Annotated in this window: 23 protein-coding genes and 1 tRNA gene; 10 read left to right on the forward strand and 14 right to left on the reverse strand. The window is 63.3% G+C overall.

The window, feature by feature from the left end; genetic code table 11:
* Positions 1 to 231: 231 nt before the first annotated feature.
* Together AC07T0_RS18735 and AC07T0_RS18740 are read right to left on the reverse strand one after the other, a co-directional pair.
* On the reverse strand, positions 232 to 690 hold the full coding sequence (locus AC07T0_RS18735) for an REP-associated tyrosine transposase (RefSeq protein ID WP_495002622.1): 459 nt from the start codon (positions 688 to 690) through the stop codon (positions 232 to 234).
* A gap of 454 nt (positions 691 to 1144) precedes the next feature.
* Positions 1145 to 2044, reverse strand: coding sequence for a LysR family transcriptional regulator (locus AC07T0_RS18740; RefSeq protein WP_495002623.1), 900 nt, complete (start codon positions 2042 to 2044; stop codon positions 1145 to 1147).
* Positions 2045 to 2147: 103 nt separating this feature from the next.
* Between AC07T0_RS18740 and AC07T0_RS18745 the strand changes: the two genes are divergently transcribed.
* The gene (locus AC07T0_RS18745) at positions 2148 to 3578 is read left to right on the forward strand and encodes an aldehyde dehydrogenase family protein (RefSeq protein WP_495002624.1); all 1431 of its coding nucleotides are present in this window, start codon (positions 2148 to 2150) and stop codon (positions 3576 to 3578) included.
* Positions 3579 to 3639: 61 nt separating this feature from the next.
* On the opposite strand, the gene AC07T0_RS18750 is transcribed toward AC07T0_RS18745, so the two are convergent.
* Positions 3640 to 4188 (reverse strand): cysteine hydrolase family protein, encoded by a 549-nt coding sequence (locus tag AC07T0_RS18750; RefSeq protein ID WP_495002625.1) that lies wholly within the window; start codon positions 4186 to 4188, stop codon positions 3640 to 3642.
* 120 nt (positions 4189 to 4308) lie between these two features.
* Here AC07T0_RS18750 and AC07T0_RS18755 point away from each other — a divergent pair, with 120 nt between their 5' ends.
* The 5 genes from AC07T0_RS18755 to AC07T0_RS18775 all read left to right on the forward strand — a co-directional run bounded on the left by AC07T0_RS18755 (position 4309) and on the right by AC07T0_RS18775 (position 9108).
* Positions 4309 to 5331 (forward strand): GlxA family transcriptional regulator, encoded by a 1023-nt coding sequence (locus AC07T0_RS18755; protein ID WP_495002626.1) that lies wholly within the window; start codon positions 4309 to 4311, stop codon positions 5329 to 5331.
* A gap of 63 nt (positions 5332 to 5394) precedes the next feature.
* A complete protein-coding gene (locus AC07T0_RS18760; RefSeq protein ID WP_495002627.1) occupies positions 5395 to 6339 on the forward strand; it encodes a 2-hydroxyacid dehydrogenase in 945 nt (314 codons plus the stop codon).
* A 62-nt stretch (positions 6340 to 6401) separates the two neighbouring features.
* Positions 6402 to 6797, forward strand: coding sequence for a hypothetical protein (locus AC07T0_RS18765; RefSeq protein ID WP_495002628.1), 396 nt, complete (start codon positions 6402 to 6404; stop codon positions 6795 to 6797).
* A 129-nt stretch (positions 6798 to 6926) separates the two neighbouring features.
* On the forward strand, positions 6927 to 8252 hold the full coding sequence (locus AC07T0_RS18770; RefSeq protein ID WP_495002629.1) for an Nramp family divalent metal transporter: 1326 nt from the start codon (positions 6927 to 6929) through the stop codon (positions 8250 to 8252).
* Positions 8253 to 8346: 94 nt separating this feature from the next.
* A complete protein-coding gene (locus AC07T0_RS18775; protein ID WP_495002630.1) occupies positions 8347 to 9108 on the forward strand; it encodes a class II aldolase and adducin N-terminal domain-containing protein in 762 nt (253 codons plus the stop codon).
* 119 nt (positions 9109 to 9227) lie between these two features.
* Here AC07T0_RS18775 and AC07T0_RS18780 read toward each other — a convergent pair whose 3' ends face one another.
* The 3 genes from AC07T0_RS18780 to AC07T0_RS18790 form a co-directional block, all read right to left on the reverse strand.
* Entirely contained in the window at positions 9228 to 10274 is a 1047-nt protein-coding gene (locus tag AC07T0_RS18780) for a GlxA family transcriptional regulator (RefSeq protein WP_495002631.1), read from the reverse strand.
* A gap of 180 nt (positions 10275 to 10454) precedes the next feature.
* The gene (locus AC07T0_RS18785) at positions 10455 to 12116 is read right to left on the reverse strand and encodes a choline dehydrogenase (protein WP_495002632.1); all 1662 of its coding nucleotides are present in this window, start codon (positions 12114 to 12116) and stop codon (positions 10455 to 10457) included.
* Between the two features lie 61 nt (positions 12117 to 12177).
* Positions 12178 to 13347 carry an aromatic ring-hydroxylating oxygenase subunit alpha gene (locus tag AC07T0_RS18790; protein ID WP_495002633.1) on the reverse strand — a complete coding sequence of 390 codons (1170 nt, stop codon included), beginning with the start codon at positions 13345 to 13347 and terminating at the stop codon, positions 12178 to 12180.
* A gap of 272 nt (positions 13348 to 13619) precedes the next feature.
* Between AC07T0_RS18790 and AC07T0_RS18795 the strand changes: the two genes are divergently transcribed.
* The 3 genes from AC07T0_RS18795 (at position 13620) to AC07T0_RS18805 (ending at position 15368) form a co-directional block, all read left to right on the forward strand.
* On the forward strand, positions 13620 to 13970 hold the full coding sequence (locus AC07T0_RS18795; RefSeq protein ID WP_495002634.1) for a toxin: 351 nt from the start codon (positions 13620 to 13622) through the stop codon (positions 13968 to 13970).
* Complete coding sequence (locus tag AC07T0_RS18800; protein WP_495002635.1) at positions 13960 to 14274, forward strand: helix-turn-helix domain-containing protein; 315 nt, start codon at positions 13960 to 13962, stop codon at positions 14272 to 14274. The genes AC07T0_RS18795 and AC07T0_RS18800 overlap by 11 nt, the downstream gene beginning before the upstream one ends.
* A 152-nt stretch (positions 14275 to 14426) precedes the next feature.
* Positions 14427 to 15368 carry a cupin gene (locus AC07T0_RS18805; RefSeq protein WP_495002636.1) on the forward strand — a complete coding sequence of 314 codons (942 nt, stop codon included), beginning with the start codon at positions 14427 to 14429 and terminating at the stop codon, positions 15366 to 15368.
* Positions 15369 to 15374: 6 nt separating this feature from the next.
* On the opposite strand, the gene AC07T0_RS18810 is transcribed toward AC07T0_RS18805, so the two are convergent.
* The 7 genes from AC07T0_RS18810 to ptrR all read right to left on the reverse strand — a co-directional run bounded on the left by AC07T0_RS18810 (position 15375) and on the right by ptrR (position 24060).
* The gene (locus AC07T0_RS18810; protein ID WP_495002637.1) at positions 15375 to 16295 is read right to left on the reverse strand and encodes a LysR family transcriptional regulator; all 921 of its coding nucleotides are present in this window, start codon (positions 16293 to 16295) and stop codon (positions 15375 to 15377) included.
* A gap of 191 nt (positions 16296 to 16486) precedes the next feature.
* Complete coding sequence (locus AC07T0_RS18815) at positions 16487 to 19606, reverse strand: efflux RND transporter permease subunit (RefSeq protein WP_495002638.1); 3120 nt, start codon at positions 19604 to 19606, stop codon at positions 16487 to 16489.
* Positions 19603 to 20835: an efflux RND transporter periplasmic adaptor subunit gene (locus AC07T0_RS18820; RefSeq protein ID WP_495002639.1), complete on the reverse strand. Its 1233-nt coding sequence runs from the start codon at positions 20833 to 20835 to the stop codon at positions 19603 to 19605. The genes AC07T0_RS18815 and AC07T0_RS18820 overlap by 4 nt, the downstream gene beginning before the upstream one ends.
* The gene (locus tag AC07T0_RS18825) at positions 20832 to 22097 is read right to left on the reverse strand and encodes a TolC family protein (RefSeq protein WP_495002640.1); all 1266 of its coding nucleotides are present in this window, start codon (positions 22095 to 22097) and stop codon (positions 20832 to 20834) included. Before AC07T0_RS18825 ends, AC07T0_RS18820 begins: the two co-directional genes overlap by 4 nt.
* 101 nt (positions 22098 to 22198) lie before the next feature.
* Positions 22199 to 22540: a hypothetical protein gene (locus AC07T0_RS18830; RefSeq protein WP_495002641.1), complete on the reverse strand. Its 342-nt coding sequence runs from the start codon at positions 22538 to 22540 to the stop codon at positions 22199 to 22201.
* A gap of 100 nt (positions 22541 to 22640) precedes the next feature.
* A complete protein-coding gene (locus AC07T0_RS18835; RefSeq protein ID WP_495002642.1) occupies positions 22641 to 23063 on the reverse strand; it encodes a hypothetical protein in 423 nt (140 codons plus the stop codon).
* Between the two features lie 118 nt (positions 23064 to 23181).
* The gene (gene ptrR / locus AC07T0_RS18840) at positions 23182 to 24060 is read right to left on the reverse strand and encodes a putrescine utilization regulator PtrR (protein ID WP_495002643.1); all 879 of its coding nucleotides are present in this window, start codon (positions 24058 to 24060) and stop codon (positions 23182 to 23184) included.
* A 100-nt stretch (positions 24061 to 24160) separates the two neighbouring features.
* Between ptrR and AC07T0_RS18845 the strand changes: the two genes are divergently transcribed.
* On the forward strand, positions 24161 to 25552 hold the full coding sequence (locus tag AC07T0_RS18845; protein ID WP_495002644.1) for an aldehyde dehydrogenase family protein: 1392 nt from the start codon (positions 24161 to 24163) through the stop codon (positions 25550 to 25552).
* A 104-nt stretch (positions 25553 to 25656) separates the two neighbouring features.
* Here the strand turns inward: AC07T0_RS18845 and AC07T0_RS18850 are convergent.
* Positions 25657 to 25732: transfer RNA gene (locus AC07T0_RS18850), tRNA-Asn, on the reverse strand.
* Positions 25733 to 25876: the final 144 nt, after the last annotated feature.

Genomic DNA, 25876 nt, shown 5'->3' on the forward strand with positions numbered 1-25876 from the left:
GTGTGCACAACACAGAACCTGTGGAATTCAGCTCCCACATTGTCCCGAGCAACGCTGGAGTGATATGTACAACACAGAGTCCGCGGGAGCGAAACCGGATTTTGTGCACAACACAGAACCTGTGGAATTCAGCTCCCACATTGTCCCGAGCAACGCTGGAGTGATATGTACAACACAGAACCTGTGGGAGCGGAGCTTGCCCGCGAAGAGGCCAGAGCGGTCAACACATGTCTAAAGCCAGATGGCATCCCACAACGGGTAGTCACCCACCCGCGTCACCAGGCCGGCTCGCAGTGGATTGGCCACTATGTAACGCGCCACAGACTGCAAATCTTCTTCCCGACGTATCGCCCGATCATGGAAACTGCTTTGCCAGAGTGCGCCCGTGCGTTGCAACCTTCGATTGATAGCATTGGTTGCCCGGGACTTGGTCCTACGCACCAAATCGCCAAGGCAGGTCCCTTGAAGCTCGATGAGCCAATGGAAATGATCGGGCATCACCACCCAAGCCAGGGAGCGTGCCAACTGTTCTTCCTCTGCATATCTGAAACTACGGACCAGTAGGCGTCCAAGATTGAAGTCTCTGAAAATGGGTTCACGTTTTCGGACCACCGCAGTCAGTAAATAAATACCACCAGACTCCGAATAGCGGCCCTTACGTAAACGGCAGGAGTTGAAACGAGTAGTCATCCTTGACCCTCTTGAAGCTGGAAAAGCTTGAAAATACAGGAGCCGGGTCAGGGAGCGGGTGGATCAATGACACTGAATATTTCGCGTGAGTCCGTTAACTCGTGGGTGCCTGTCCTGGCCCCTTCGCGGGCAAGCTCCGCTCCCACAGGTCCTGCGCTGTCCACAAAAACTTGCCCTGCCCACACAGCCCCTGTGCTCTCCACAAAAACTTGCCCTGCCCACACAGCCCCTGTGTTCTCCACAAAAACTTGCCCTGCCCACACAGCCCCTGTGCTCTCCACAAAAACTTGCCCTGCCCACAGCCCCTGGCTCTCCACAAAAACTTGCCCTGCCCACACAGCCCCTGTGTTCTCCATAAAAACTCGCCCTGCACGGTGCTCACTTCTCCAGCCTTACTCGGTGCAAAGTGGGAGCGGAGCTTGCCCGCGAAGGGGCCGGAACAGGCACCCCATAACTACACAGGCTGACCACTGCGCTCCCTGATCAACTCGATCAAAGCCCGCAACCCCGCCGGCACATGCCGGCGCCCGGGGTAATACAGTGACAAGCCACCGTAAGGCGGTGTCCACTCCTCCAGCACCGGCACCAGGGTACCCGCCGCCAGGTCGGCGGCGGCACTCCACTGCGAGCCATACGCCAAGCCCAGCCCGGCCCGCGCCGCCTCCAGTACCAGGGTCGACTCGTCCAGGGTCAGCACACCCTGTACATCAACCTCGCAGGACTCGCCACGGCGCTCGAACTCCCAGTGATAGATCCGCCCGCTGGGCAAACGCAGGCGGATGCAACGATGGTTCAACAGATCAGCCGGCGTCCGCGGCACCGGATGCCGGGAAAAATACTCCGGGCTGCCCAGCACCAACAGGCGCAACGGCAAGCCCAGGGGAATCGCGATCATGTCCTGGGGCACGCTTTCGGTCAGGCGAATCCCCGCATCGAAACCCTCGACGACAATATCGATCAACTTGCCCTCAGTGACGATATCCACCTTCATGTCCGGATAACGCCGCATGTACTCCAGGAACAAAGGCATCGCCTGCTTCACCGCACCCACCGCGCTGTTGATGCGCAAAGTACCCGTCGGCACATCGCCATGGTTACCGGCCTGCTCCATCGCCTCGCGAATGCTCGACAGCGCTGGCGCAATGCTCTCGACAAACTGCGCTCCAGCCTCGGACAGCGCCACGCTGCGGGTGGTGCGATTGAACAGACGCGCACCAATACGCGCCTCCAGCGCCGACACCGCATGGCTCAGCGCGGAGGTCGAAACATCCAGTTCGGTCGCCGCCGCACGAAAACTGCGATGCCGGGCCACGGCCAGCACCGCTTCCAACTCTGTCAGACCTGATGTGCGCATTATCCCGGATCACTCATTAACCCATGCCGTTTCATCCGGCTTATCAGGCCAATCCTAGCCGCTTATCCTGACTCACACCACAGACACCCACCTCGGAGCAGCCATGCAACGCATCGACCATATCTATATCAATGGCGCCTTTGTCACCCCCCACGGCGAGGAGCTGTTCGACCTGTTCAACCCGGCAACCGGCCAGGTCATCGGCCAGGTGCGCCTGGCCGACGAACAGGATGCCCACGCCGCGATTGCCGCCGCCAAGGCCGCGTTCCCGGCGTTCTCCCGCACCACCAAGGCCGAACGTCTGGCCATGTTGCAGCGCATGCACGCGGCCATTGTCGCCCGGGAAGACCAGCTCAACGACGCCCTGATCGAGGAATACGGCGCCCCCGCCTCGCGCTCGCGCTGGATGGCCCAGCATGCCGCCAGCGTGCTACTGGAAGCAGCGAAGATCCTCGACAACTACGACTTCAAGCGCCGCGCCGGGACCGCCGAGGTGATCATGCAGCCGCTCGGCGTGGCCGGCCTGATCACTCCCTGGAACAACGACGCCGGATTTATCTGCGGCAAGCTCGCCGCCGCCCTGGCCGCCGGTTGTACCGCGGTGATCAAGCCCAGTGAAATGAGCGCGATCCAGACCCGTATCGTCACCGAGGCCCTGCACGCAGCCGACCTGCCGCCAGGACTGTTCAATATCGTCACCGGGCGCGGTGAAACCGTCGGCGCCACCCTCAGCAGTCATCCGGATATCGCGAAGATCTCCTTCACCGGCTCCACCCTGGTGGGCAAAAACATCCTGCGCAGCGCCGCCGAGACCCTCAAGCGCGTCACCCTGGAGCTGGGCGGTAAATCGCCAGTGGTGATCCTCGACGATGCCGATCTAAGCCAGGCCATTCCCCTGGCCTTGCAGGCCGGCTTTATGAACAGCGGCCAGGCGTGCATCGCCGGAACCCGGATACTGGTACCGGAGGAACGCCTGCATGAAGTCGAAGCCGCCGTGCTCCAGGCCATTGACGCGGTCAAGGCCGGTGATCCCCTTGATCCACAAACTACCGTCGGGCCGATGGTCAGCGAAAAACAATGGCAACGGGTGCAACGCTATATCCGTATCGGCATCGACGACGGCGCCCGCCTGCTGGTCGGTGGCGAAGGCCTGCCCCAAGGCGTGGACAAGGGCTGGTTCGTGCGTCCCACCGTATTCAGTGGCGTGACCAATGAAATGACCATCGCTCGCGAGGAAATCTTTGGGCCGGTGCTGTCGATCATCACCTACCGAGATCAGGAAGAAGCCATCCGTATCGCCAATGACACGCCCTACGGCCTGCAGGCCTATGTGATGTCCACCGATGTCGAACGGGCCCGCCAGGTCGCCGACCGCCTCGAGGCCGGACGCGTGCTGATCAACACCCTGGCCCACGAGCCGGCGGCGCCTTTCGGCGGTTTCAAGCAGTCGGGCATCGGCCGCGAATACGGAACCTTCGGGCTCGAGGCGTTCCTCGAGCCGAAATCAATTCTGGGAGGAACTCATACTCAATAACCGGCTCACCCTCCCCCAGCAGAACCATGCCTGCCGGGGGCTAGCGTCCGTCCGTGACGGCTTAGCGCGCCAGCCACTGCTCGGCGGAAACCACCGTGGCATAGCCGAACGCCAGGGCAGCCATGAACGCCCCGTGCACATGGGCCGCCGGCACCGTCAGGCCATTGAACTCCAGGTCCCGCGAAGCACAGGCATCATGAATCAGCGTGACCTGGTAGCCCTGGTCAGCCGCCGCGCGGGTGATGGCGTCGATGCACAGGTGACTCATGCTGCCAACCACCACCAATTCCTTGATCTCATTGCGCTCCAGCACCGCGCTCAGTTCGGTGTCGCGAAATGAATTGACGAAATGCTTGAGTATCACCGGCTCGTCGGCGCGGTTGAGGACTTTGGCGTGCAGCCGTGCCCCCTCGGAACCCGGGACAAAGAACGGCGCATCGGCGCTGGCAAACTCATGGCGGACATGCACCACCAGGTCGCCCGCCTCACGCGCGGCGGCCAGAATCGCGGCGGCCTTGTCAGCGGCGGCGTCGGCGCCGTTCAGGGTCCATTTTCCACCTGGAAAATAATCATTCTGGATATCCACCAGGATCAGCGCTTGTACGGACATATCATCTTCCTCGATTGAGTGGTGCAGCGTTCGGTTGCTTTGCTTTACCGGATCAAGTATCCAGTTCCCACGGGGTTCCGGGGATTGGCCGGACCGACACTTTCGAGGGGAAAACTGACAATGGACGCGCCCACGGCCGCCATCGACCACACCACCACAGCCGCAGGGCGCAACGACAGCGCCGTGGCGGAGATCGGCCTGCTGCTCTATCCCGGTGCGCAGACCGCCGCCATCCACGGCCTGACCGACCTGTTCAGCGTGGCCAATCGCATGGTCGCCGAACACGGTGATGCTTCTCGGCTACTGCGCGTCAGCCATTGGACCACCAGCGCCACGGGCGATTCGATCGAACGCAGCTACGACAGCCAGCCGGGCACGGACGGCCACCCGGTCGCCGTGGTCATCCCCCCGTCGCTGGGCGATACCCCCTCGCCCGCGTCCTTGCAGCTCAGTGCCCACTGGGTTCGCGAACAACATCGCCACGGAGCGATCATCGGCTCCGTGTGCATGGGCGCCTTCGTGCTGGCGCAGACCGGCCTGCTCGACCAGCGTCCCGCCACCACCCATTGGAGTTCGGCCAAGGCCTTTTCCGCGCGCTACCCGCAGATACGGCTCGACACCGACAAACCGATCATCGACGACGGCGACCTGATCACCACCGCCGGGCTGATGGCCTGGGCCGAGCTGGGCATGCGCCTGGTCGAACGGCAGCTGGGACCGGGCATCGCCACCCGTACCGCGCGCTACCTGCTGATCGAACACCGTGACAACAGCGAATGCGCCGGCAACTTTGCGCCGATCCTGGGACACGGCGATGCCGCGATCCTCAAGGTCCAGCACTGGCTGCAAAGCAGCGGCGCGCTGGAGGCGAGCGTGAATGCCATGGCCGACAAGGCCGGCCTGGAAGAACGAACCTTCCTGCGCCGCTTTCGCGCCGCCACCGGCCTGCGCCCGACGGAGTACTGCCAGCACCTGCGAGTCGGCAAGGCACGGGAAATGCTTGAATTCACCAACGGCACCGTCGACCATATCGCCTGGACCGTGGGTTACCAGGATCCCGGTGCGTTCCGTTCGACCTTCAAGAAAATCACCGGTTTTTCTCCCAGTGATTACCGCGGTCGCTACGGTGTCAGGGCGACCTGAGCTCAACCACCGGCAGGGCGATGTCTTGTCGGTCACTCTTATTGATACGGCCCGGAGAAACACATGAGCAACGTGCTGCTGGTACTCGTGGAAACCGTCGACGACTACCTGCCGATCATCCAGAAGCACGGCTTCGAACTGATCCTGGCGCCGACCCAAGCCCTGCGCGCGCAAGCCATTGCCATCCATGGCGAGCGCATCAACGCCGTGCTGACCCGCGGCCCGCTGGGGTTGTTCGCCGATGAAATGGCCGCCCTGCCCAGGCTCGAGATCATCTGCGTGATCGGTGCCGGCTATGAACAGGTCGACCTGCACGCCGCCGCGCAACGCGGCATTGTCGTGACCAATGGCGCTGGCGCCAATGCCTCGTCCGTGGCCGACCACGCCATGGCCCTGCTGCTGTCGCTGGTGCGCGATATTCCCCGCGCCGATGCCTCGGTGCGGCGCGGCGAGTGGCGCAAGCTGATGCGCCCGTCCCTGGGCGGTAAACGCCTGGGCATCCTCGGCATGGGCGCGGTGGGCCTGGCGATTGCCCAGCGCGCGGCCCTGGGCTTTGGCATGACCGTGAGTTATCACAACCGGCGCCAGCGCACAGATGTCGATTACCACTATTGCGCCACGACCACCGAACTGGCGCTGGTCTCGGACTATCTGATCGTCGCCACGCCGGGCGGTGCCGGCACCCATGCCCTGATCGACCGGCAGACCCTTGAAGCCCTCGGCCCGCAAGGCTTCCTGGTCAACATTGCGCGCGCCAGCGTGGTGGTGACCAACGACCTGGTGGACGCGCTCCAGCAAGGCCGCCTCGCCGGCGCGGCGCTGGACGTGTTCGATGACGAGCCGAATGTGCCGGATGTCCTCAAGGGCCTGGACAATGTGGTGCTGACACCCCACGTGGCCGGCCTGTCGCCGGAAGCCTCCGAAGCCACGGTGACGCTGGTGGCCGAAAACCTGCTGGCGTATTTTTCCGGTAAGCCGGTGCTCACGCCGGTGGCTCTTCCCCGCTGATAAGCCACGAACCCATCAGTTATGATCGCCCCCCTCTCCAATCCTTGATGGACACCTCCCGCATGGAACGCACCGCTCGCCTGCTGCCTTTTGCCTGCTTGCTGTTGAGCCTCTCGCCCTTGACCTTTGCCGCCGAGGCCGCGGTGGATTGCGCCGCCCTGGATGAAAAGGCCAATGCCGAAGCCGGCAGCTACCGTCCGCCCGTCGAAGGCAAGGTCATCGGCCAGGGGCGGGCCTATTTTCACAGCGCCCCCAACAGCGCCTGTATCACCAGGAAAGTCTTCGTCGTTCCCGGCGACGGCCTCACGGTGTATGCCAGCACCGAGGACGGCTGGGCCCAGGTCATGTACATCGCCAAGAGCGGTGATGACTTCAGCGGCTGGGTCGAGGAAAACCGCGTCGAACTGGGCCAGCACTACGGCGGTGACTCGGCGCCCGAAGGCACCCCGGAGCAATAAGTCCCTCCGTTCCCACAGGTTCTCTGGTGCATTTCAGATTGAATGTCCTTTTCAATCGCCTCGATAGCTTGGGCCCCGTGCGCCAAACGTCTAAGCTGGCACTTCCCGCCCGTTGTCCTGGAACGCCGTGTGAAATTCAGCCTGCCGAAAGTTGCCACCGCCCCCTTTTGCCCCTCTGAAGTAAACGGCACGATTGCCGTCGATCGCGGCGCGCCATTCTTCAAGCGGGCCCTGCGCTTTGCCGGTCCCGGCCTGCTGATTTCCATCGGCTATATGGACCCGGGCAACTGGGCCACGGCGATCGAGGCCGGCTCGCGTTACGGCTACAGCCTGTTATTCGTGGTGCTGTTGGCGAGCCTCGCCGGCATGGCGGTGCAGTGCCTTTGCTCGCGCCTGGGAATTGCCACCGGCCGCGACCTGGCGCAGCTCTGTCGCGAGCGCTACAGCCCGCGCTCGGCCATGCTCCAGTGGCTGCTGGCGGAAATCTCGATCATCGCCACCGACCTGGCCGAAGTCCTCGGTTGTGCCCTGGCCTTTCATCTGCTGCTGGGCTGCTCGCTGACCTTCGGCATTGTCCTGACGGCGTTCGACACCTTGCTGATCCTGGCCCTGCAGAATCGCGGTTTCCGGCGCCTGGAAGCCATCATGCTGGTGCTGGTGGCGACCATCGGCGTGTGTTTTTTCATTGAACTGGTGTTGATCAAACCTTACTGGCCAGACGTGTTCCAGGGCTTCAAGCCGTCTCTCTCGGCCATCGGCGAGGCCGCGCCGCTGTACCTGGCCATCGGCATTCTCGGGGCCACGGTGATGCCCCATAACCTCTATCTGCACACCTCGGTGGTACAGACCCGGCTGATCGGAACGGACCTGGCCAGCCGCCGGGACGCCGTGCAACTGGCGCGAATCGACACCCTCGGCTCGCTGGCCCTGGCCTTGCTGGTCAATGCGGCGATCCTGATCCTGGCCGCGGCGGCCTTTCATCAGAGTGGGCATACCGCGGTGGTGGAGATCCAGGACGCCTACCACCTGCTCGATCCGCTGGTGGGCGGCGCTTTCGCCAGTACTCTGTTCGGCATCGCGCTGCTGGCGTCCGGACAGAGTTCGACGTTTACCGGCACCATCGCCGGCCAGGTGATCATGGAAGGCTACCTGAACCTGAAGATTCCCTGCTGGCAGCGCCGACTGATCACTCGTGGCCTGGCGCTGATCCCAGCCTTTATCGGGGTTTGGATGATGGGCGAAGGCGCGGTGGGTAAATTGCTGGTGCTGAGCCAGGTGGTGCTGAGCCTGCAATTGCCCTTTGCGCTGTACCCGTTGATCCGCATGACCAGCGATGAGCGCTTGATGGGGCCTTTCGTCAATCGCTGGTACACCAAGGCATTGGCCTGGGGTTTGTTCGTGGTGATCAGCGGCGCCAATGCCTGGCTGATCGTGCAACTGTTCGGTGCTGGATGAAGCAATGACGTCAACCCGTGTCGCTTCCCGTCAAGCGGCCACGGCTGACCGCCCTAGACTCTTGAACATCATCCGTCGGGATCAGGAGTCCAGCATGAATAGCGCCACCGAACGCCGCGCCGCCGAGGCGTCATCCGCACCGGCGCGGTTGCGCCGGGAGCTGGCTTGCGCCTTTCGCTGGGCCGCACGGTTGGGGCTGCACGAGTCGATTGCCAACCACTTCAGCGTGGCGGTGTCGGCGGATGGCCGGGAGTTCCTGATCAACCCCTATGGCCGGCATTTCTCGCGGATCAAGGCCAGCGAACTGTTGCTGGTCAACGCCGACGATCCGTCGAGCCTGATGGGCCCGAACGCCCCGGATATCACCGCCTCGGCCTTGCACGGCGCGCTACACCGCAACCAGCCCCATGCCCGTTGCATCCTGCACACCCATTCGAAATATGCGACCGCGCTGGCGTGCCTGGCGGATTCAAGCCTGCCGCCTATCGAGCAGAATTCCATGCGCTTTTTCGAGCGCGTGGCAATCGATGAAGGGTTCGATGGCATGGGCCTGGGTGACGAGGCCGAGCGCGTCAGCAGACTGCTGGCGGACAAGCCGATCCTGTTGATGGGTAATCACGGCCTGTTGGTGGCCGCCCCCAGCGTGGCTCAGGCTTTCGATGATTTGTATTACTTCGAGCGGGCGTGCGAGGTGTATATCACCGCCTTGTCGACGGGACGGCCATTGCGTATCGCCAACGACGAAGTGGCGCGCAAGACCGCGCGGCAATGGCTGGACTATCCGGGGTTTGCCGAGAAGCATTTTGCGGCATTGCTGGAGATTCTCGAGGAGGAGGAGCCGGAGTTCGCCCACTAAACCGTGGGAGCCAGCTTGCTGGCGATGCGCACGCCGCGGTGTTGCAGGCAGACCGCGTTATCGTTCATCGTCAGCAAGCCGGCTCCTACACGGATCGGGGGCAACCGGGTGGATAGGTATTATTCCTCAAGCGGTTCTCGGCTCAGCGGCTGGCGCATCACCGGTGCACTGAATACCTGGCTGCGGTCCTCGCTTGGTGGACAACCGAAACGTGCCCGGTAGGTACGGGAGAAATGCTCCAGCGAACCGAACCCGGAACAGGCCGCGACCTGGGCCACGCTCAGGCGGGTCTGCTGCAACAGGTTATGGGCCCGCGCCAGACGCAGGCTCATATAGTACTTGAGCGGTGACAAGCCGGTGTGCTGCTTGAACTGGCGCTCCAGTTGGCGCTGGGACAAGCCGACCTTGGCCGCAATCGCCTCGCAGTCCAGCGGCTCCTCCAGCGCCTGCTCCATCAACTGCACCGCACGGCGCATCTTGGCGCTGGACAGCCGGGTACTCGCCAGGCCGTCCTCGAGCTGATTGTCCAGCGGTTGGCGCACGCGCCCCATCAGCAAGTGCATGGCAATCTCGCGGGCCAGGTCGCTGTCCACGCTCTGCCCCAACCAACTGATCATCATGTCCAGGGTCGAAGTGGCACCGGCACAGGTCAGGCGCTGACGCTCCAGGGTATAGAGCTGGGTCCGCGCCTTCACCCGCGGGTAACTTTCCTGGAAGCCCTGCCAGTTGTCCCAGTGCACCGCCGCCTCATAGCCGTCCAGCACGCCGGCGGCGGCCAGCAGTTCGGTGCCGGTTTCCACCCCTATCAACACCGCGCCGAACAGCGCCTGCTTGCGCAGCCAGCTCTTCAGCGACTGATTGCGGCTGTGCTTGTGCACATCGAAACTGGCGATCACCAGGCAAGCGTCAAAGCCCTGTTCGACGTCGGGACTACCGGCGACCATCGTGCTCAAACCGTTACTGGCGGGCACCGGCTGAGCGTCGAGGGACAGCAGGGTCCATTCGAACAGCGGACGCTGGGTCAGCCAGTTGGCAATCGCCAGCGGTTCGATGACCGCCGCCAGACCCAGGTGGGAGAACGACGGCAACAGCAATACGGCAACACGCAAGGGCACGGCATCGGCACGGCGCCAGTCGGCTGGCTGAGTACTGGTTTGCGGGTTCATCGCTAGCCTCTTTGGTGGGCTCTACGGTTGATTTTCAGTGCAGGGATCTCCCACGCCCCCTTGTGGGAGCTGGCTTGCCGGCGATGAGGCCCTTGAGTTGCGGTGCCCTCAATGACGCTATGGCCAGCAAGCCGGCTCCTACAAGGTTGCGTGGTGGTTTCACTATATCGGACCGCAGCCTCAACGCTGTTCAGTTTGCCAGTGCGGATGTATCCACACCGGCACCCGCGCAGTCGGCAAAGGCACCCGCCCACGAATCAAGTCGCTGGCCTTCTCCGCGATCATCACCGTCGGCGCATTGGTGTTGCCGCTGACGATCACCGGCATGATCGAGGCATCCACTACCCGCAAGCCTTCCACGCCATGGACCCGCAACTGTGGATCGACCACCGCCTCGGGATCGTCGCCCGGGCCCATTTTGCAGGTACCGCTGGCATGGTAGCCGGTTTCCGTGACGCCCCGGGCCCAGGCGTCAAGTTCCGCATCGCTTTGCGCCTGGGCACCGGGCACCAGCTCTTCCCCCGCGAACGCCGCCATCGCCGGTTGCCCGATGATTTCCCGCACCAACCGCGCCCCCGCACGCATATCGGCACGGTCCTGTTCGGTACTGAGGTAATTGAACAGGATCCGCGGCGGCCGGCGCGGATCACGGCTGGCAAGGGTGACCCGGCCCAGGCTGCTGGGGCGCATCAGGTCGATATGCACCTGGAACGCATGGGCCGGCACCAGGTCGACGCTGCCGGGCTTGACCGCCAGGGGCATGAAGGTCAGTTGCAGGTCCGGATGCTCGACCCCGGCCCGCGAGCGGATAAACGCCCCGGCCTCGAAGTGATTGCTGGCCGCCAGGCCATCGTGGCTGACAAACCAACGGGCACCGATCCACCATTTGCCCGGCGCGGTGGTCCAGGGGTAAAGCGACACCGGCTTCTTGCACAGGTACTGCACCACGGCGTCGGGATGATCGTTGAGACGCCTGCCGACACCCGGCAGATCATGCCGAACTGTCAGCCCGAGGTCGCGCAGCTCCGAAGCCGGGCCGATGCCGGACAACAGCAACAACTGCGGCGAGTTGATCGCCCCCGCTGTGAGCAGCACCTCACGTCGGGCCCGAGCCTGCCAGACATGGCCGTTCTGCTCGTACTCCAGGCCACAGGCGCGGTTGCCCTTGAACAGGATCCGCAGCGCCAGGGCACCGGTGGCCACCTGAACATTGCCGCGCAGCAGGGCCTCGCGCAGATAGCCTTTGGCGGTACTCCAGCGCTTGCCGCCACGGGTGGTACGGTCCACCGGGCCGAAGCCTTCCTGGCGATAGCCATTGAGGTCGTTGCTCGGCGCATAACCAGCCTCGACCCCAGCCTCGACGAACGCGGCACACAGCGGCGTGCCGATATCCCCCGGGGTGACGTGCAAATGCCCCTGGGCGCCGCGATAGGTATCCGGCCCCTCGGCATGGGCCTGGGCGCGGATAAAGTACGGCAGCACCTCCTGGTAACTCCAGCCGCCGCAGCCCTGCGCGGCCCACTGGTCGTAATCGCGGGCGTGACCACGGATATAGACCATGCCATTGATCGACGACGAGCCGCCCAGGGTGCGCCCGCGTGGTGTGCCGATCCGCCGCCCGTCGAGCCCGGGTTCGGGCTCGGACAGGTAGCTCCAGTTATAGCGGTTGCCACCGACGACAATGCCCACCGCCGACGGCATGTCGATGGTCCAGCTGTTGTCGGCGGGCCCGGCCTCCAGCAGCAGGATGCGCACCTGCGGGTCTTCACCGAGGCGATGGGCCAGGACACAACCGGCCGAGCCGGCACCGACAATCAGGTAATCGAATTCGTCTTCGGACATGACCGGGCGTACTCCGTCGCAAGGTTCAGGCGAGCAGCGGCGCTGCCCGCCCCGGGGCGTTTCAGCGTTCGTTGCGGCCGTGAATACCCTGGAACACCAGCCGATGAAAGTGATGCACCAGGTGCTCGCTTTCGTTGCTGCGCTGGGCGTCGATCATGTAGCGCCCCTGGTCGTAGCCCAGGGAGCGCAGGCCCTTCTGCACCGAGATATTCAGCGCGATGTCCTCGGGGCCCAGGTCCTCGTTCATCCACTTCATGCAGGCGCTGCTGACCTCGGCCGTGCTGGCGTTGGCGGAGTAGTAACCGAAACGCAGCAGCGAGCGCTCGGCATCCAGCGGAATCATCATGAACGAGCCGAGGAACTCGGAAAACGGGAAGGTGTAGAAGGTGTTGTTCGGCCACAGGCCGATATTGAAAAAGCACTCCTCGGGGTTCGGGTCGCTGCGCAGTTTCACCCCATAGGCCTCGGTGGCGGCAAGATTGGCCGGCGCGGCGTAGGTCCACCAGTTGTCGCGCCGGGTCAACTGGTAGCCCTTGAAGTCGATCAGTTTGGCCAGGTCGATATGGCACGGACCGGACAGCTTGAAGTGATAGCCCTCGATGGAGTTGTCCATGATCACTTTCCAGTTGGCCGGCACGATCACGTCCTGTTCCTCGATCAGTTGCATGCGCTCCAGGTCGGGGAAGACCCGACGCATCTCCTCGTCGACCCCGGGAAACAACTCGCGCAACGACGCTGCCTCGGGATCCAGGTTGAAGTAGATGAAACCACCCAGCGCCTCGGTCCGCACCTTGGGAATATTGAACTGCCGCACCTCGAAGTTCTTCATGCGCTCGCAACGCGGTGCGCTGCGCAGGCTGCCGTCCATCTCGTAGCACCAGGAGTGATAGGCACAACGCATCACCCCGCCGGTGGTGCCACGACGCTGTTCGAGCAAACGGTTGCCGCGGTGCTGGCAGACATTATGGAAAGCATGGATCTGCCCTTCCCGATTGCAGGCCACCACGATGCTCTGGTCGAACAGGTCGCAGACCACGTACTGCCCGGGCTGGGCGAACTCGTTCTGGTGCCCGGCAACGTGCCAGGCGCGCATGAAAATATTGTCGCGTTCGGCCTGGAACAGCCCCGCGTCGAAAAAATACCGCGACGGCAAGGTGAAGGCTTCTTCGGGATCCTGCTGATCCCAGCCTTCGACCCGGGATTGTTGTTTCTGGATATGAATAGGTTGCATGGAGGTACTCCTCGACCAGGTTTGCGCGCTAGGTTCGGCTGCCGGCGTTGGAACCTAATCTAGAGCAGCCTCCCAGGCCGGGATTGATGGAAAACGACTCGTTGCACAGGAAAAACATCAATGGCTATCGACAGCCACCTTCCGGCAAACCTCATCACAAAAAGCGGTGAACTTGCGGGAAAAGTCCCACAAAGCAGCTGTCAGGACTCAACTAGGGTGAAGAGCAGACACATATTCCCTCTTTAAATTTATACGTGAGTAGCGTACAAATAATGAATGCTTTGTTTATCGAACTACCGCCCTTCGAGCGTCATCGCAGAGCCTACCTGGGCGACGAGGCGTTTCACTGTTTTCAACTCGCCTTGTTGCGCAACCCTGAAGCCGGTGAGGTCATCCAGGGTACCGGTGGGCTACGCAAGGTCCGCTGCATGGACATGAAGCGGCAAAAAGGTAAACGGGGCGGCATCCGGGTGATCTATTACAAGTGGCCGCAAGGTTCCCAGTTCTGGCTGTTCACCCTGTACGACAAAGACCAGCAGGACGACTTGAGCTCGCCGCAGAAGGGAATCCTGAAGCGGCTCCTGAGCACAGAGATAGAGGCGAGAAACCATCATGAAGCGTGACATTTTTGCAGAACTGGTCGAGGGCTTCGACGCCCTGGCCGATGACCGCCGGGGCAAGGTCACCCTGCGCACCCACAAGGTTCAGTTGAACAAGCTGCAACCGATCAGCGCCGAGGAGCTGGTGGCGATCCGGACCCAGCTGAAGCTGTCACGGGCGGTGTTCGCCCTGTACCTGCGCACCAACACCCGGACCCTGGAAAACTGGGAACAGGGCCGGGCCCGGCCCAATGCCCAGGCCACCACGCTGATCCGGCTGGTGGAGAAGTACCCTGAAACCGTGGAGCGCCTGGCGTCCCTGGCCTGAGGCGACGGGTGAGCTTGCCGTGCGGCACCGTCCCGTCGCTCCACTGCCCTTTTGCGCATAACTGCTGTTCCCATTGAGGCCTTAATCCCCATCGACGGGCTTCGTATAGTGAGCGCTCTGCGCCCATAACCACAACGTCGAGAGGCCCGAGCATGAACCGTCAACAGCCAATGATCGCCAGCACCGAACTGTCCGCCTGTGAACAGGACGCCGAGTACTTCGAATACAGCAAGGCCGCCAACCCGATCAGCGCCGGATTGATCTCGCGCATCCCCTATCAGAGCTTTCCCGCCTCGCTCTACAACAGCGGACCCTCGCGGCTCGTACCGCTGGACCTGAGCCAGGCCCTGGGCTGCGAAGGTCCGGCCACCGGCCCTGGACTGTGCGCGAACTTCATCCGGCTGAATGCCGGTGACTCGCTGGCCCTGCACCCCAACGCCACCTCCCAAGTGCTTTATGTGATTGCAGGGCATGGCCGCCTGGTTCAGGGCGAGGCCCGGTTCGAGTGGGACAAAGGCTGCTTTATCGCCCTGCCCGGCCGCCAGGCGGTCGAACTGGCCGCCAGCGCGGACAGCCGCTTCTACTACGTGCATGACGAGCCGCTGCTGCGCTACCTTGGTGTCCGCAGCCAGGAAGACCGCTTCAGTGCCACCCTGTACCCGGCGCAAACCGCCAATGCCAAACTGCGCGAAGCCGCCGACGACCCACGCGCCCAGGACCGCAGTCGGATCAGCATCCTGCTGGGCAATCGGCACTTCCCCCAGACCCGTACCGTGACCCATGTGCTCTGGGCAATGTACGGCATTCTGCCGCCGGGCTCGGTACAGAAACCCCATCGTCACCAGTCGATCGCCCTGGACTTCATCATCGACTGTCCGCCCGGTTGCTACAGCCTGGTGGGCACCGAGGTCGACGAGCACGGCCAGATCCGCAACCCGACCCGGGTCGACTGGGCGCCCGGGCTGGCGTTCGTCACACCGCCGGGCTACTGGCACGCACACTACAACGAATCGGACCGCGAAGCCTTCCTGATTCCGATCCAGGATGCCGGCCTGCAGACCTACCTGCGTGCCCTCGACATTCGCTTCAGTTGAGCAGACTCAACGCTGCCAATAAGGCGGTGTGCCGATACGTTCAAGCATGAAGTCGATAAAACTGCGTACCTTCGAGGAGACGGTGCGTTTGGGTGGATAGACAAACCAGAGTGACGCGGCGATCTGCGTGGCCTGGGCCTGCCAGTCAGGCAGCCAGTGCAGCAGCTCGCCCTGCCTGAGCAGATCGGCCACCAGCCAGTCCGGCAACAACGCCATGCCCAATCCCTGCCGCACCGCCAGCAACTGCGCATCCAGGTCGTTGATCCGCAGCTGGCCCTTGATTGCAACGCGCTCGGCCTGGGCGCCGGGGGCCCGCAGCGCAATGAAAAATACCTCGTCAGGCAGGTTGCCATTGAGTATCGCGGAACACTCCGCCAGCTCCTGTGGCGAACGGGGTGGCGGATGTTGCCGGGCGTACTCGGGGCTGACACACAGCAGCGTGCGTTCGGCTGCCAGCTGGCGCGCCTTGAGCGACGAGTCCGGCAACACCCCGACCCGCAGCGCCAGGTCGACACCGGCACTGATCAGATTGACGTGACTGTCCTCCAGGGTCAGTTCCAGACGGATTTGCGGAAAACGTTCGGCAAAGTCGCCGAGCAGCGGCAATACATGGTGCCGGGCAAAGGCCGGTGGCAGGTTGAGCTTGAGCAGCCCGCGGGGTTGCTGGTTGAGAGCCGAGGTCGCGGCCCGGGCCTGATCCAGCTCGGCGAGCACCCGCAAGGCATGGTGCAGGAAGGTTTCGCCGCCCTCGGTCAGGCGCAGGGTGCGGGTGGAGCGATTGAACAGGGCGATGCCCAGGTCCTGCTCCAGGTCCTTGATATAACGCGAGACAGTCGAGGCCTTGATCGAGAGTTTCTCGGCCGCCCGGGAAAAATTATTGGCCTGGGCGGCCTCGACAAAGGCCGTGAGGGCGGCGAAATAATCCATGCGGGTATCCACTCGGGGGCGTGTAGGAGCAGAGCTTGCTCGCGAAGGCGCCCTTGAGCCAGCGAAAAGCTTCGCGGGCAAGCTCCGCTCCCACATTGTCCGAGTCAAGCACAGACCCTGCGTACGACCGCAGACCTGTGGGAGCGGAGCTTGTCGGATCGCCGCAAAGAACGATGACACGGTCTATCGTCCTAACGCCGACGTTTCATCAACCAATACGCCGCCGGCAACACCAGCATCGACAACAACGGCGCGGTGATCATGCCGCCGACCATCGGTGCGGCAATCCGCTTCATCACCTCCGACCCGGTGCCGCTGCCCCAGAGAATCGGCAGCAGGCCGGCAATGATCACCGCCACCGTCATCACCTTGGGCCGCACTCGCAACACCGCGCCCTCGCCGATCGCCTCGAGTAAATCGCCGTCCTCCTCTCGCCCGGCATCCTGGCGCGCCGTCCAGGCGTTCTTCAGATAGAGCAGCATGATCACGCCGAACTCCGCCGAGACCCCGGCCAGGGCGATAAAGCCCACCCCCGTGGCCACCGACAGGTTGAAGCCCAGCAGGTAGAGCAACCAGACACCTCCGGACAGCGCGAACGGCAAGGTCAGCATGATCAGGCCCGCTTCGCTGAAACGCCCGAAGGTCAGGTAGAGCAGCACGAAAATGATCAGCAAGGTGGCCGGTACCACCCACTTCAGGCGGGCATTGGCCCGCTCCAGGAACTCGTACTGCCCGGAATAGGAGACGGTCATCCCGGCCTTGAGCTTCACCTGTTGCGCCACTTGTTGCTGCAGGTCGCGGGCGGTCGAGGCCAGGTCACGGCCACGGACATCCACATAGACCCAACCGGACAGCCGACCGTTCTCGCTACGCAGCATCGGCGGCCCCGCGCTCACGCCGATATCCGCCACCGCCCCGAGGGTGATCTGCTGCCCGCTGGCGGTGAGCATCGGCAATTGCTGCAAGGCCTGCGGACTGTCGCGCCACTCCCGTGGATAACGCAGATTGATCGGGTAACGGGCCACACCCTCGACTGTCTCCCCCACCGTGCTGCCGCCCACGGCACCGGACACCACCGCTTGCACATCGGCAATGCTCAGCCCATAGCGAGCCGCCGCCAATCGATTGATCCGGATATCGAGGTAGCTGCCCCCGGTCAAGCGTTCCGCCAGGGCCGAGCTAACGCCTGGGACCTGCTTGGCAACGACTTCGACCTGATGGGCGACCTCATCGATATCCGCCAGAGACGTGCCGGCTACCTTGACCCCGATCGGGCTCTTGATACCCGTGGCAAGCATATCGATGCGGTTGCGGATTGGCGGCACCCAGAGGTTCGACAAGCCCGGCACCTTGACCGCCTGGTCCAGCGCCTCGATCAGTTTCTCCGGGGTCATACCGGCGCGCCATTGCTCACGGGGCTTGAACTTTATAGTGGTTTCGAACATCTCCAGGGGCGCCGGATCGGTGGCGCTTTCCGCCCGCCCGGACTTACCGAAAACATGCTCGACTTCCGGCACTGTACGGATCATCCGGTTGGTCTGCTGCAACAGCTCGCTGGCCTTGCTCGCCGGCAACCCCGGCAGCGCCGAAGGCATATACAGCAGATCGCCCTCATCCAGCGCCGGCATGAATTCCCCGCCCAGTTGGCTCAAGGGCCAGAGGCTGGAAAGGAAGATCAGCAGTGCCAGGGTCAGGGTCAGTTTCGGCCATTTCAGCACCGCCTCCAGCAGCGGACGATAGGCCGCGATCAGCCAGCGATTGAGCGGGTTCTCCTGCTCGCCGGGAATATGACCGCGAATCCAGTAGCCCATCAGCACCGGCACCAGGGTCACCGACAACCCCGCCGCCGCCGCCATCGAATAGGACTTGGTAAACGCCAGCGGACCGAACAGCCGCCCCTCCTGGGCCTCCAGGGTAAACACCGGGAGGAACGACAAAGTGATGATCAACAGACTGAAGAACAGCGCCGGCCCGACCTCCGCCGCCGCCTCGCCGATCACCCGCCAATGGGCTTCGCCTTGCAGCTTCTGGCCAGGATGACGCAGTTGCCAGGCCTCGATATGTTTATGCGCGTTCTCGATCATCACCACCGCCGCATCGACCATCGCGCCGATGGCAATGGCGATACCGCCCAGGGACATGATGTTGGCGTTGACCCCCTCGATGCGCATCACGATAAAAGCCATCAACACCCCCAGCGGCAGGGTGATGATCGCCACCAGCGAAGAGCGCCAGTGCCAGAGGAACAACAGGCACACCAGCGCCACCACGCCGAACTCTTCCAGCAGTTTGAAGCTCAGGTTGTGCACCGCCCGGTCGATCAGTTGCGAACGGTCGTAGGTGGTGACCAGCTCGACCCCGGGCGGCAGGCTGCCGCGCAAGCTGTCGAGGCGCGCTTTTACCGCCTGCAGGGTTTCGTCGGCGTTCTTGCCCGAGCGCAGGATCACCACGCCGCCGACGGCTTCACCTTCACCGTCCAACTCGGCAATGCCACGACGCATCTCGGGGCCGATCTGGATCGTCGCCACCTGCCCGAGCAACACCGGCACGCCTTGCGCCGAGGTTTTCAACGGGATATTGCGAAAGTCCTCCAGGCTCTTCAGATAGCCCGAAGCCCGCACCATGTATTCGCGCTCGGCCAGTTCCAGCACCGAACCGCCGGCCTCCTGGTTGGCGCTCTTCAGTGCCTCGTTCACCTGCCGCTGGGTGATGCCGTAGGCCACCATCTTCTGCGGATCGAGCAGGACCTGATACTCCTTGACCATGCCGCCGATGGTGGCGACTTCGGCGACATTGGGCACGGTCTTGAGCTCGTACTTGAGGAACCAGTCCTGGATTCCGCGCAACTGCGCCAGGTCATGCTGACCGCTGCGATCCACCAGGGCGTACTGATAGATCCAGCCCACGCCGGTGGCATCCGGACCCAGAGTGCTGGTGACGCCCTGGGGCAAGCGGCCCTGGGCCTGGTTGAGGTATTCCAAGACCCGCGAACGGGCCCAGTACAGGTCGGTGCCGTCCTCGAAAATCACATAGACAAAAGAGTCGCCGAAGAACGAGTAGCCGCGCACGGTCTTCGCCCCGGGGACCGACAGCAAGGTACTGGCCAGCGGATAGGTGATCTGGTTTTCAACGATCTGCGGCGCCTGCCCGGGAAAGCTGGTGCGCACGATCACCTGGGTGTCGGACAGGTCCGGCAGTGCATCGAGCGGTGTATTGCGTACCGACCAGATGCCCCAGGCAACGATAAACAGGGTCGCCAGCAGGATCAGGAACCGATTGCCGATGGACCAGTGGATCAGACGCTTGATCATTTCATCCCCTCCATCGAGTCCATCGGCTCATCGGTGGGGGCGATGCCTTGCAGGCTGGCTTCCGAGTCGAGCAGGAACTGCCCGGAGGTCACCACCTTCTGGCCTTCGCTCAAGCCATCAAGCACTTCGATACGCCCGTCCGACTCGCGCCCGATACGAATCTCTTTCGGTTGATAACGGCCCTCGACCTGCGCCAGCATCACCAGGGTGCGTTTGCCGGTACGGATCACCGCTTCGCTGGGCACCAGTAGGCTCGGGGTCGAATCGGGCTCGGCGAGGCGCACGCTGGCGAACATGCCCGGCCGCAGCTTGCCGTCCGGGTTGGGCAACTGGCTGCGCACCGTCAGGGTACGGTTCTGCGGATCGACACTGGGTAATACCGCCACCACCCTCCCCGCCAGCGTTTGTCCGGGATAAGCGGACAAGGCCACGGACACCGCGGCGCCCACCGCGACCGAGATGGCCTGCGCCTCGGGGATCGCGGTGTCGAGCCAGACGCTACCCAGGCCGTTGATCCGCGCCAGGCTCATCCCCGCGGACACACTCATTCCCGCGCGCACCTCCAGGCTTTGCAGTTCACCGGCCATCGGCGTGGACAGGGTCAATACCGGGCGAACCTTGCGGGTCTTAGCCACCTCGGCGATCACCGACTCGGGCATGCCGAGCAATTGCAGGCGCTGGCGCGAGGCCTGAATCAAGCGGCCGTCGCCGCTGGCAAGGACCGCGACAAATTCCAGTTGCGCGGCCGACCACTCGGGTATCAACAGATCCACCAGCGGCGCGCCGGCCGGCAGCACATCGCCGGGAGCACGGTCGTAGACGCGCTCTACAAAGCCCGCCGCACGGGCTTGCAGGTTGGCGATATCGCGCTGGTTGTAACCCAGCGAACCGACGGCATCGAGCCCACCGGGCAGGCGTTCACGCACCACCACGGCGGTGCGCATACCAAGGTTTTGGGCCAGTTGCGACGAGACGCTGACGGACGAGGTGTCCTCGGCGCCATCGACATACTTGGGCACCAGTTGCATGTCCATGAACGGCGACTTGCCCGGTGCATTGAAGTGCTGGGTCGGATACATTGGGTCGAACCAGTACAGGGCCGGGCGCTCTTGCTTCGCGCCATCGGCCGCAGCGGACATCGCGCTCCCACCGTGGCCAAGCCAGTAGCCCCCGGCAACACCGAGCCCCGCCAGCGCGAGGGTCAACAGGGAGTAAGTGCGCGTCTTCATTTGAGGCCCTCGACATAGGCGTAATACAGGCTGGCGGACAGTTGGCTGAATTGACTCTGTTGATTGACGCGGCGCAGCTGTGCCTCGATCAGATCACGACGGGCGCCGATCACTTCATTCAACGGGCTCTTACCAGCCCTGTACGACGCCAGCGAAAGCTCGGCGCGGCGCTCGGCCAGGGGAATTGCTGACTGTTGCGAACGTTCCAGAGCCTTATTCAAGCGCTCGAGTTCGGCCAGCCCGCTTTCCAGCTCGGCCTTGTGCTCACGCAACATGACTTCCTGTTCGGCCTCCCGCTGTTCGACCTCATGCTGCCGCGCATTGATCCGCGGCCCTTGGCGGGAACCGCTGAACAGCGGCAGATCGAAGGTGAATTGCAGCGACGCCATATCGCCGCCGAACTGCCGGTCACGGTGCCCGTAGACCAGCTCGACGCCCCAGTCGGGCTTCTTCTGCGCGATGGCATCGGCCAGCTCGGCATTGGCTTCGCTGACCCGGGCCGTGGCCGCTTGCAGATCCGGATGGCGCCCCAGGGTGTGCTGGGTATGCGGCAGGATCGGGCCCCAGCTCGGTGGTCCGTCGGCCAGCGGTTGATCGGCATCGGCGCCGATCCAGCGCCGCAGCTTGGCCCGGGCCATGGCGATGTTCTGTAGCAGTTCGTCACGTCGGTCGGCCAGCGCCAGCGCCTCCTGATCAGCCTGGAGCAGATCGCCCGCCTGCGCGGTGCCGGCGGCGATACGCGAGGGTGTGGTGCTGCGCAACAGCGCGACCTGATGATCCAGTTGATCGAAGCTTTTCACGCTGAGTTCGGCGTAATAGACGTTCAGCCAGGCCAACGCGGTTTGCCGCTTGACCTCCAGCAGCGAAGCCCGGCGCTCGGCTTCGGCGACGTCCACGCTCGCCAGCGCCAGTTGCTTGCGGGCCAGGCGCTTGTCGCGGTTGGGCACCTCCTGGCGCAGGCCGATCTGGCGCTCGGTCATCGAGTCGCCGTTGAACGAATAGCGCCCGGAACCCTGGATCGGCAGATCCTGGATCCCCAACATCAGCTTGGGATCGGGCAACGCATCGGCGGGACCGACCGAGGACTGCGCCGACTCGACCTGCGCCAGGCGCGCGAGGTTTTCGGGGGCGGTGTTTTCAGCCAGGTGCTGGGCCCGCTCGAAGCTCAGCGGCTCGGCCCTGACGGCCACCAGCGGGCTGGCGCCCAGGACAACAGCGATCACACCGGCCAAGACGCGGTGTGAAGGAAGGAAAGCGAACATGCTTTCGTCTCCAATGCAGGATCGACGCGCCCGCTGCAAATAGCGGTCGCGATGGCCCCTACGCCGTTTTGTGGGGGCGTGTGGGGATTCGGATCAAGGCATCAGACGTAACGCGGAGGGCGCCACAAATCGGCAGGCTCGGACTGGAGCACGGCGGGCGGTTGCAGGGTAAGCGGGAGCGGTGGAACCGGGCTGAAGGTTCCAATCGTCAGGACCTGGAGCAGTCCACCGATCTTGCACTCCTCACCGGACTTGCAGGGCGACTTGGAGGCGGCACCATGTTCCCTATCATTGCAGCAGGGCGCGCCGGTCATTTTCGATCCGGCGTGGTTCATCGACGGCATCGGACAAGGTTCAGCAAAAGACGCGGCCACGGCCACGCTGCCGAAGATCGGCAGCATCAGGCTGAGCACCAGGGTCAAGATCAGCTGAAACCTGAACATTGAGGACGCCAATGAAGGGGTTGCGGTAAAGGATAGGCTACTTAAACCGCGACAGGTTAAGTAGACATTAACGTTCGTGGCCGTGGTGCCTGCCCACGGGTTATTCCGAAACCGGCTGCAACACCCAACCACCCTCCTGTTCCACGATCAGGCCGCAGGCCAGCAGCAGCGGACGCAACCGAACGTGCAGCTCAGGCTTGACGAACTCATGCACGCGAGACTTGTCCAGCGCACCGGGCGTCTCCAGTTCACTCTTGAAGAACGACAACCAGGCTTTCTTCAGTGCCAGGAGTACCTCGCTGGGGGTGGTCCTGGCGAACTGGCGGTTGACCACCTTGCCCAGCTCGAAGCTGTGTTGGAAGGCATAACCGGTTTCGACGCCCGCCGCTTCCACGCAGCGCACGCATTGGCACGGTCCATCGGCAAATGCCTGGAGCAGGAAAGCATTGAAGTCCGTCACGGGCTTGAGGGAGAGTCGCTTGTCGACCTGAAACAAATCGTCCTGCTGTGCCATTTCCATCATCGTGCCCTTCCTTAACCATAACTGCCCGTGCCCCTTTGGAGCGACGGGTAAAAAGTCGCGAAGTTAATCCCTTGACTGCCTGATGTCAAAGCCGCGTCGGACCGGTTCCTCAGGCGCCTCAGCGCTCTTCGCGGACCACGCCCTGTTCCTCGAGCAGGCGCACGAACATGCTCAGGCTTTGCGACACTGTACCCCGGCGCCACACCAGCCAGGTTCGCAGATAGCGCATGGACTCGGCCAACGGCCAGACGCTCACGGTGCTGCAGCCGGGCATGCTCTCGAGCATGCTGCGGGGCATCAGCGCCAGGCCGGCCCCGGCACTCACACAGGCGAGCATGCCATGGTAGGACTCCATCTCATGGATCTTGCCGGGTACCGCGCCGTCCTTGCCAAACCAGCTCTCGAAGTGATGCCGATAGGAACAGTTGGCACGAAAAGCATAAATGCTCTCGCCATTGACCTCTTGCGCGCGCCGGATAGGCGCGTGCTGCAGCGGCGCGATCAGCACCATCTCTTCCTCGAACGCCGGTACCCCTTCCAGCGCCGGATGCAGCAGCGGCCCGTCGACAAAGGCAGCGGCCAGGCGCCCGGACAAGACCCCATCGATCATGGTCCCGGACGGGCCGGTGGAGAGATCCAGATCGACCTTGGCATAGCGCTGGTTATAGGCCGCCAGCAGTTGCGGAATACGCACCGCCGCCGTGCTCTCCAGCGAGCCCAAGGCAAAGGCGCCTTGCGGTTCTTCACCGGCCACGGTGGCCCGCGCCTCACCGACCAGGTCGAGAATACGCCGGGCATAGTCGAGAAAACTCCAGCCCGCCGGTGACAGCCGCAGACGACTCTTCTCGCGAATAAACAGATCCACCCCCAGATCCTGCTCCAACTGCTTGATCCGCGTGGTCAGGTTCGACGGCACCCGATGGATCTGCTGGGCGGCCGCACTGATGCTGCCGTGCTCGGCAACGGCTTTGAAAATCTCCAACTGGACCAGATCCATGTCATTCTCCAATCGTGAACGATATGCTCATTATTATTCAGTTTCCAGAAAACTAGCGCCACCGTAATCTGAGGCCATACCCACCCAGCAGGACGGTGTCATGTCTTCGATCTCCAGCCGCACCCATGCTCTTTCGATCAACCCCGCCAACGGCGAACAGATCGGCCACTACCCTTTCGAATCCGATTCGGCCCTGGATGCCGCCCTGTCCCGTGCCGCGACCGGGTTCTCGCTCTGGCGGCGTACCGCGCTGGAACAACGCTCGCAGTCGCTGGTCGCCCTGGCTCAGGCCCTGCGCGACAACGCCAGCGCAATGGCCGAGATGATCACCCGGGAGATGGGCAAGCCCGTGACCCAGGCCCGCGGCGAAATTGAGAAGTGTGCGCAACTCTGCCTGTGGTACGCCGAACACGGCCCCGCCATGCTCAGCGCCGAGCCGACCCAGGTGGAAGGCGGCAAGGCGCGCATCGAGTATCGCCCACTGGGTCCGATTCTCGCCGTGATGCCGTGGAACTTTCCGATCTGGCAAGTGCTGCGCGGCGCGGTGCCGACGCTGCTGGCCGGTAACACCTTCGTGCTCAAGCACGCGCCCAACGTCATGGGCAGCGCCTACCTGCTGCGGGACGCCTTCAAGCGCGCCGGCTTTGCCGAAGGTATCTTCGAAGTCATCAATGTCACCCCGGACGGCGTCTCCCGGGCCATTGCCGACCCGCGCATCGCCGCGGTCACCCTCACCGGCAGCGTACGCGCCGGCATGGCCATCGGCGCGCAGGCCGGCGCGGCCTTGAAGAAGTGCGTGTTGGAGCTGGGCGGTTCAGACCCCTTTATCGTGCTCAATGACGCCGACCTCGAGGAAGCGGTCAAGGCCGCCGTGATCGGCCGCTACCAGAACACCGGGCAAGTCTGCGCGGCCGCCAAGCGCCTGATTGTCGAGCAAGGTGTCGTAGAAGCCTTCACCGACAAGTTTGTCGAGGCCACCCGCCGCCTGGTCATCGGCGACCCGCTGGCCACCGGCACCTATATCGGTCCCATGGCCCGCTTCGATCTGCGTGACGAGCTGGATCAGCAGGTTCGGGACACCCTGGAGCAAGGCGCGACATTGTTGCTCGGCGGCAAAAAAGCCGAGGGGCCTGGCAACTTCTACGAACCCACGGTATTGGCGAATGTCACCGACCAGATGACCTCGTTCAAACAGGAACTGTTCGGCCCGGTGGCGTCCATCATCACCGCGCGGGATGCCGCCCATGCCCTGGCGCTGGCCAATGACAGCGAGTTCGGGCTCACGGCAACCGTTTACACGGCGGATCTGGAGCTGGCCGGCAAGTTCGCCGACGAACTGGAAACCGGCGGTGTGTTTATCAACGGCTATAGCGCCAGCGACCCACGGGTCAGCTTCGGTGGCGTGAAGAAAAGCGGTTTTGGTCGCGAACTGTCGCACTTCGGCGTACGCGAATTCTGCAATGCCCAGACCGTGTGGCTGGATCGCCGCTGAGGGATCGCCCGGCCCGGGAGCCTATAGCCCCCGGGGCCTGCCGGCGGCAGGACTGAAAAAAGCGCAAAAAAAAAGCCTGCATCGCTGCAGGCTTTTCTTCTATCTGGCTCCACAACCTGGACTCGAACCAGGGACCCAGTGATTAACAGTCACTTGCTCTACCAACTGAGCTATTGCGGAATGCCGCGTATGTTACTGATATAAAAAGAGAAGTCAACCCCTACCCTGGCGATGAGCGGCCAGCTGGATCTGCCGCGAGTTCATCCACCCGGTGATCTATGACCTGCCGTGCACGGCTGGCCAGCGCGCCATGGGCCCGGGCCG

Source organism: Pseudomonas sp. GW821-FHT04D07, from assembly GCF_059420225.1.